This window comes from Streptomyces sp. YIM 98790 (genome assembly GCF_011421595.1).
Lineage (GTDB): Bacteria > Actinomycetota > Actinomycetes > Streptomycetales > Streptomycetaceae > Streptomyces.
Window position 1 is genome coordinate 5,833 of the sequence record NZ_WTLH01000161.1, and the last position, 7,712, is coordinate 13,544.

The following is a 7,712-nucleotide window of genomic DNA, read 5'->3' on the forward strand; positions in this document are numbered from 1 at the left end:
GCGGAGCCCGCCGCGGCGGCGGCATCGGCGGCCGTGTCCGGGTCGGCGGAGTTCGGGTCTGCCGGGCCGGCCGGGCCGGCGGACCCGGAGGGGCCGGCGGGCATGGCGACGTCCGCCGGGGAGCGGGGCCGGCCCAGGCAGCGGAGCACCTCGCGGCGGGCGCTGGGGCCGACCATGGCCGCCCACTCCCCCGGCGCGCCGGTGATCCAGTCGTGTACCTGGTCGGCGAATCCGGGCAGTTCGCGGGCGAGGGCGACCATCCGGTGGTCGAACAGCCGGACCCCTTCGGTGGTGCGGTTGAGCAGCAGGCCGATCCGGTGCACGAGTTCCCGGCCGCCGCCGCTGCGGGCCACGGCATCCAGCACCTGGTCGAGCACGGCGGGCTCCCGCTCGGTGGCCAGCAGCACGTCGAGGAGTTCGGTGGCCAGCGGGCCGCCGGTGCGGCCCAGGACCCGGCCGAGCTCGGCGCGGAGCGGGCGCGGGCCGTGCCGCAGCAGGCCGGTGACCAGAGGGTAGACCGCGGAGCGGGCGGCCGGGCCGTGGCGCAGCCGCTGCTGGAGGAAGCGGGCGGCGGGCTCGGGAGAGGTGAGCGGGCGCTGCTCGGTGTACTCGCGGACCAGGCGGGCGATCCGGCGGGCCAGGGCCGGGGTGCCGACGTCGGCCAGCGGCAGCAGCAGCGCGGTGGCGGCCTCGGCGTCGTCCTCGCCGCCGTACGGGTCGGCGGTGGCGTCCTCGTCGGCGGGACCGGGGACGAGGCGGGCGTGGAAGGCCCGCAGCACGGGCTCGGGGTGGGTGGGCAGCGCCGCGGTGAGCGCCCGGGCCAGTGCGGGAAGGCGGGGCGCGGTGGCGGGCAGGGCCGTGAAGTGGCGCAGCGCGGCCGGGAGATGGCGGGCACGTGCGGCCGGGTCCGGGAGCAGCACGGTGTGGGCGAGGGTGTGCAGGCCGGCGTGGTCGGGGCGGGCCAGCAGCTCCTCGGCCGCGGCGCGCAGCAGCTCGCGGTCGGCGGCGGCACGGGCGTGCGGCAGGACGACGGTGGCGTAGGTGCCGGCGGCCTCCCGGAGCTGCGGACGGTCGTCGGCGGCCCACCGGCGGACCGCCCGGCAGAGCACGGAGGGGTCCTCCTTGGCGAGTTCGGCGAGAAGTTCTGCGGCGCGCGGGTGGGCGGCCCCGGCGAGCGCCTCGGTGAGCGTGTCCGGCGAGAGGGTGCGCCGGGTGTGCAGCAGGGCCTGGGCGGCGTCGGCCACGGTGGCGCGGCGGGCGGAGCGGCGCAGCGGGCGTTCGTCGCCGAACCAGCGGCACAGCGCGCGCTGGGCGGTGGCCGGGTCGGCGGCCAGCTGCTCGGCGGCGACGGTCAGATAGCGGTCGGCGCCGGGGGTGTCGGCCGGCAGCAGCAGACGCAGCAGGGCCAGCCGGTCGGCGACGGGCAGGGCGAGGCGGCGCCAGAAGGAGGGGCCGAAGCCGGCGGGGGGCAGCCGGTCGGCGCCGATGCGCTCGGCGAGCTGGTGCAGCGGCCCCGTGTACGGGGAGGCGTCGGCCAGGCGGGGCAGCACTTCGCCGAGGAGCCGCCCGGCCCACCAGGGGGCGGCCTGGCCGCGCACCCCGGGCAGGGCGTCGACCAGGCGCTGCAGACGGCGGCGCAGGGCGTCGGGGCCGTACCGCCGCTCGACGGTGAGCAGGGCGAAGACCACCGGGCCGATGCGGTGGCGGGGGATGGCCTCCTCGCCGGGGCGCGGCGCGAGCAGGCGGTCCAGGGCGACGTCGAGATCGAGGTGGCAGCCCTGGAGCCACTCGGCGAACTCCTCGTCGGCGAAGCGGTAGCCGGACCCGGCGGGAAGGAGGATCTCGCTGTCGAGCACCGCCCGGGCCCAGCCGCCCTGCCGGGGGAAGAGTTCCTCGAAATCGCGGCGGGGCAGCACGACCGGGCCGAGGCAGCGGCGGGCGGCCTCGTGCAGGCGGGCGGAGACGCGGGCGGCGAGGCGGCACTGGTCACGCAGCCGGGCCGGGCCGTGGCCGCCGCAGACGAGGCGGCTGGCGACGGTCAGCGCGCACAGGTCGAGGTGGGCGGAGAAGATGTCGATCCGGCCGGGGGCACCGTCGGCGCCCCGGCCCTGGGCCGCCCGCACCCGGCTGAGCAGGCGCAGCGAGAGCGGATGCGCGGCCTCCTCGGGCGCGATGCGGCCGGGTGTGATGCCGAGCGCCGCGCGGGCCTCGACGGCGCTCTCCGCCGGGAGGTCCCCCAGCTCCACATGGGCCACCAGCCCTCTTCCCCACACCTCCGCGCCGGCCGTGGTGCCGCTCGTCGGGCGGTGCGTCCCGGCTCCGGCAGCGTGGTCGCGGGGGGCATCTCCGCGGCCCCGCCCCTCTCGCGGCTCCGCTGCCGCCTCCCGGCCGGAAGCCGGGGCGGGCGGCACGGCGGCGGGCGGGGGCAGGAGCGGGGCGAGGCTGTGATCCCAGAATTCGGGCCGGGTGGTGAGGGCGAGGCGGGCGCCGGCGGCCCGCAGCCAGCTCACGGTGCCGGTGATCCACGGCCGGAGCCGGGCCAGCAGGCGGCGGGGCATCTCCTCGGGTGCGTCCAGGAGCACCAGCAGCGGGGTGCCGGTGTCGCGGGCGATGCGGGCCACCACGTCCGGGTCGACCCGTGCCGGGTCGCCGACCGTGGCCGGACCGGCCGCGGCGTGCGCCCGGCCCGCCTCGCCGAGCGCACGGGCCAGCGCGTCGCGGACCGAGCTGTCGTCGGCGTGCAGGTCCGCGCCGGTGAGCCAGAGGGTGACGGCCGGTTCCGGGCCGCGCAGGCGGCGCGCCGCGTGTGCGGCGAGCGCCGTGGTGCGGCCGGTGCCGGGCGGGCCGACCAGGGCCAGCAGGGAGGCGTCGCCCCGCTCGAAGGAGCGCAGCGCCTCGGCCGCCTCCCGGCGGTCGGCGGGCGGGGCGCGGTGCGCGGCGGTGGCGGTGTGCACGGCGGCGGCCGTCAGCTCCAGCACTCCGGCCACGTTGAGGTCGACGCCGAAGCCGGGGACGGTGGCGCCGTTGCGCCGCAGCAGCCGGTCGACCGGCCCGCCCGGATCGGCCTCGGCTGCGGCGCGCAGCGGCACGGCGAAGCCCGCGGAGCGGTGCGCGGTGTGCAGGGCGGTGCCGAGCACGGCCAGCACCGAGCCGGTCTGTGCGTCCAGCACCGGGCTGCCGGTGGCCGCGGTGTTCAGCCGCAGCTTGCAGCCGGCGGACTCGGGGAGGTCCAGCTCGACCGCGACGGGCAGGGAGTGGAACCGGTCGGTGGCGGTGTAGGTGGCGGGGCAGGCGCCGCTGACGGCGGTGGTCAGCCAGCCGCCGAGGCGGACCCGGACCCGCAGGTCCGCGGCGGCGCGGTCGGTGGAGCAGACCAGCGGCTCCACATCGAGGTCGCGGGTGCGCAGCAGGGCGAGGTTCCACTCCGGGACCGGGGTGATGTCCCCGGCCTCGATCACCTCGGTCCGGCCGCTGGGGCTGCGCAGCACCACGCGCGGCAGGCCGTCCACGGCCTCGTGGCTGGTGAGCACGGTGCCCTGGTGGTCGGCGAGGAAACCGCTGCCGCGCGAGCGTCCGGCGAGATCGCTGATCCGCACCAGGGACGGCACTGAGGGCTTCGCCGGTGTCATGGACCCAACCTCCCGAACTCTGGTGGTGCGGTGAGGTTCTGCCCAGAGACCGGCCGGAATCAGCGCATTACGGCGAGTGCGCCCCCCGAATCTCTGAGCGCTCCGGCAAACGGGTGAACGCAGAGTGATGTGGACGTGACGAAGGGACCATCGCCGCGCCCGCCGCCGCCCGCCGCCGCCCGCCGGATCAGGCGAGGACGGCCAGGATGCGGGCCCGGGCGGCCCGGGACTCGACCAGGGCGACCAGCCGGCCACCGGGGCCGAAGGCGGCCACCGGGCCGGCCGGCAGGTCGTCCGGGGTGGCGATCTGCACACCGTTGCCGAGCAGGGCGGCGCGGCGCTCGTCCAGGTCCCAGCGCGGGAAGGCGGCGGCCGTGGCCTCGGCCAGCGGCAGCAGGGACAGCTCCTGCTCAAGCTGCTCCAGGGTGCGGGCCGCGGCGATGCCGTAGGGCCCGACCCGGGTACGGCGCAGCGCGGTGAGGTGGCCGCCGGTGCGGAGCGAGGCCCCCAGGTCGCGGGCCAGGGCCCGGATGTAGGTGCCGGAGGAGCACACCACGGTGACCACCAGGTCCGTCACCGGGGTGCCGTCCCCGGCGGTGGCCTGCCGGATGTCGTGCAGGGTGAAGGCGGAGACGGTGACCGGGCGGGCGGGCAGGGAGACATCCTCCCCCTCGCGCACCCGCTTGTAGGCCCGCTTGCCGTCGATCTTGACGGCGCTGACGCTGGACGGGACCTGGAGGATGTCGCCGGTGAGGGCCTCGATGGCGGTGCCGATGGCCTCCCGGGGCACCGCCGGGGCACCCGCGGAGGCGGTGATCCCGCCCTCGGCGTCATCGGTCACGGTGGCCTGGCCGAGCCGGACGGTGGCCAGGTACTCCTTCTCGGTGAGCGCCAGATGCCCGAGCAGGCGGGTGGCCCGGCCCAGGCCGAGCACCAGCACCCCGGTCGCCATCGGGTCCAGGGTGCCGGCATGCCCCACCCGGCGGGTACGGGCGATGCCGCGCATCCTGGCCACCACGTCGTGCGAGGTGAACCCGGCGGGCTTGTCGACGATGACCAGCCCGTCCGGGCCCGCGTCCGGCTTGTTCCGCCGCTTGCTCATGGAGTGGCGGTTTCCTCGCCGTCCTGACCGCCGTCCCGACCGCCGTCCCGGCCGTCGTCGGGGTCCTGAGCGGCCTGGCCGGGCCGGCCGGCTCCGGCCTCCTCGTCCTCCTCGGCACGGCCCCGGCTGTAGGGGTCCGGGTCACCGGCGTACTGGGCGCCCCGGGACCGCTGGCGCAGCTCCGCGTCCCGGGCCCGCGCGGCGGAGAACAGATCCTCCAGCACGCGGGCGTTCTCCGGCAGGGCGTCCGGCACGAAGGTGAGCGTCGGGGTGAACTTGATCTGGGCGGCCTGGCCGACCGCGGAGCGCAGCAGCCCCTTGGCGCTCTCCAGGCCCGCCGCGACCTCCATGCGCGCCGTGTCGTCCCCGTAGACGGTGTAGAAGACGGTCCCTTCCCGCAGGTCACCGGTGACCCTGGTGTCGGTGACGGTCACCTGGTGGTTCCTGATGCGCGGGTCCTTGATGCCCCGCTGGATCTTCTCGGCGACCACCTCGCGGATGAGCTTCGCCAGGTTGTCGGCCCGGGCGTTCTTGGCCACTGGTCCGTCTCCTTGATTTCTGGTGCGTACGGGCGACGGGCGGTGAGCGGCGGGGACACCGCGTACGGTACCCGCGCTCAGTCGTCGTCGCCGTGGATGCGCCGCCGCACGGACAGCAGCTCCACTTCCGGGTGGCCGGCGACCAGCCGCTCACACCGGTCGAGAACGTCGGTCAGATGCCCGGCGTCCCCGGAGACCACCGCGAGGCCCACTTCGGTCCTGCGGTAGAGGTCCTGGTGCCCGGTCTCGGCGGCGCTCACCGCGAACTTCCGCTGGAGCTCGGCCACGATGGGCCGGACCAGGGAGCGTTTCTCCTTGAGCGAACGCACGTCGCCGAGCAGCAGGTCAAAGGTCATGGCCCCTACGTACATGGCGATGATCGTAACCGTCATGGCCGGGGCCGATCGACGGAGTTTCGGCTCTCGCCGCGCTCCGCCGACCGGCCCCGGTCCTCGCCGGTGTCAGCCCGCCCGGATCAGGAGCGGGGCTTCTCCCGCATCTCGTAGGTGACGATCTGGTCGTCGATCTTGATGTCGTTGTAGTTGCCGAGGTTGATACCGCCCTCGAACCCTTCCCGGATCTCGGTGACGTCGTCCTTGAAGCGACGCAGCCCCTCGATGGTGAGGTTCTCGGCGACCACCTTGCCGTCCCGGACCAGCCGGGCCTTGGCGTTCCGCTTGACCAGGCCGGAGCGGATGATGACACCCGCGATGTTGCCGAGCTTGGAGGAGCGGAAGACCTCGCGGATCTCCGCCGTGCCGAGCTCGACCTCCTCGTACTCCGGCTTGAGCATGCCCTTCAGGGCCGACTCGATCTCCTCGATCGCCTGGTAGATGACCGAGTAGTAGCGGACGTCCACGCCCTCGCGCTCGGCCATCTGCGTGGCGCGGCCCGCCGCGCGCACATTGAAGCCGATCACGATGGCGTCCGAGCCGGTGGCCAGGTCGATGTCGGTCTCGGTGACCGCACCGACACCGCGGTGCAGCACCCGCAGCTCGACCTCCTCGCCCACATCGAGCTGGAGCAGCGAGGACTCCAGTGCCTCGACGGAACCGGACGCGTCGCCCTTGATGATGAGGTTGAGCTGCTGCATCTCGCCGGCCTTGAGCACCTGGTCCAGGTCCTCCAGGGAGACCCGGCGGACCCGCTTGGCGAAGGCCGCGTTGCGCTCGCGCGCCGCGCGCTTCTCGGCGATCTGCCGGCCGGTGCGCTCCTCGGAGACGACCAGGAAGTTGTCTCCCGCGCCCGGCACGCTGGTCAGACCCTGCACCAGCACCGGCATGGACGGGCCGGCCTCGGTGACCGGGCTGCCGCTGTCGTCCAGCATGGCCCGGACCCGGCCGTAGGCGTTGCCCACGACCATGGAGTCACCCACGTGCAGGGTGCCGCGCTGCACCAGGACGGTGGCCACGGCACCGCGGCCCTTGTCCAGGTGCGCCTCGATGGCGATGCCCTGCGCGTCCATCTTCGGGTTGGCCCGCAGGTCCAGGGTGGCGTCGGCGGTGAGGATCACGGCCTCCAGCACGCCCTCGATGTTGATGCCCTGCTTGGCGGAGATGTCGACGAACATGGTGTCGCCGCCGTACTCCTCGGCGATCAGCCCGTACTCGGTGAGCTGGCCGCGCACCTTGGTCGGGTCGGCGCCCTCGACGTCGATCTTGTTGACCGCCACCACGATCGGCACCTCGGCCGCCTTGGCGTGGTTCAGCGCCTCGATGGTCTGCGGCATCACGCCGTCGTTCGCCGCGACCACCAGGATCGCGATGTCCGTCGACTTGGCACCGCGGGCCCGCATGGCGGTGAACGCCTCGTGACCGGGGGTGTCGATGAAGGTGATCTTCCGCTCTTCGCCGTTGACCTCGGTGGAGACCTGGTAGGCACCGATGTGCTGGGTGATGCCGCCCGCTTCGCCCTCGATCACGTTGGTCTTGCGGATGGCGTCCAGCAGCCGGGTCTTGCCGTGGTCGACGTGACCCATGACGGTGACCACCGGCGGACGGGAGACCAGATCGTCCTCCCCGCCCTCGTCCTCGCCGAAGTCGATGTCGAAGGACTCGAGCAGCTCGCGGTCCTCCTCCTCCGGGCTGACGATGCGGACGGTGTAGTTCATCTCCTGGCCGAGCAGCTCCAGCGTCTCGTCCGAGACGGACTGGGTGGCCGTGACCATCTCGCCCAGGTTGAACATCACCTGGACCAGCGACGCCGGGTTGGCGTTGATCTTCTCGGCGAAGTCGGTGAGCGACGCGCCGCGGGAGAGACGGACCGTCTCGCCGTTGCCGCGCGGCAGCATCACGCCGCCGATCGACGGGGCCTGCATGGCCTCGTACTCCTGGCGCCGCTGCCGCTTCGACTTGCGCCCGCGCCGGGCCGGCCCGCCGGGCCGCCCGAAGGCGCCCTGCGTGCCGCCGCGGCCACCGGGACCGCCGGGACGGCCGCCGAAGC

Annotated in this window: 5 protein-coding genes; all 5 read right to left on the reverse strand. The window is 75.0% G+C overall.

The window, feature by feature from the left end:
- A partial coding sequence (locus GQS09_RS21930) for a trypsin-like peptidase domain-containing protein (RefSeq protein ID WP_207958121.1) occupies nt 1–3,629 on the reverse strand: 3,629 nt, incomplete at its 3' end.
- A 187-nt stretch (nt 3,630–3,816) separates the two neighbouring features.
- Nucleotides 3,817–4,731, reverse strand: coding sequence for a tRNA pseudouridine(55) synthase TruB (gene truB / locus GQS09_RS21935; RefSeq protein WP_165988937.1), 915 nt, complete (start codon nt 4,729–4,731; stop codon nt 3,817–3,819).
- Nucleotides 4,728–5,270, reverse strand: a complete 543-nt coding sequence (gene rbfA, locus GQS09_RS21940; RefSeq protein WP_165988938.1) for a 30S ribosome-binding factor RbfA — start codon at nt 5,268–5,270, stop codon at nt 4,728–4,730. The genes truB and rbfA overlap by 4 nt, the downstream gene beginning before the upstream one ends.
- Nucleotides 5,271–5,347: 77 nt before the next feature.
- Nucleotides 5,348–5,641: a DUF503 domain-containing protein gene (locus GQS09_RS21945; RefSeq protein WP_165988939.1), complete on the reverse strand. Its 294-nt coding sequence runs from the start codon at nt 5,639–5,641 to the stop codon at nt 5,348–5,350.
- 104 nt (nt 5,642–5,745) lie between these two features.
- A partial coding sequence (gene infB, locus GQS09_RS21950; protein ID WP_165988940.1) for a translation initiation factor IF-2 occupies nt 5,746–7,712 on the reverse strand: 1,967 nt, incomplete at its 5' end.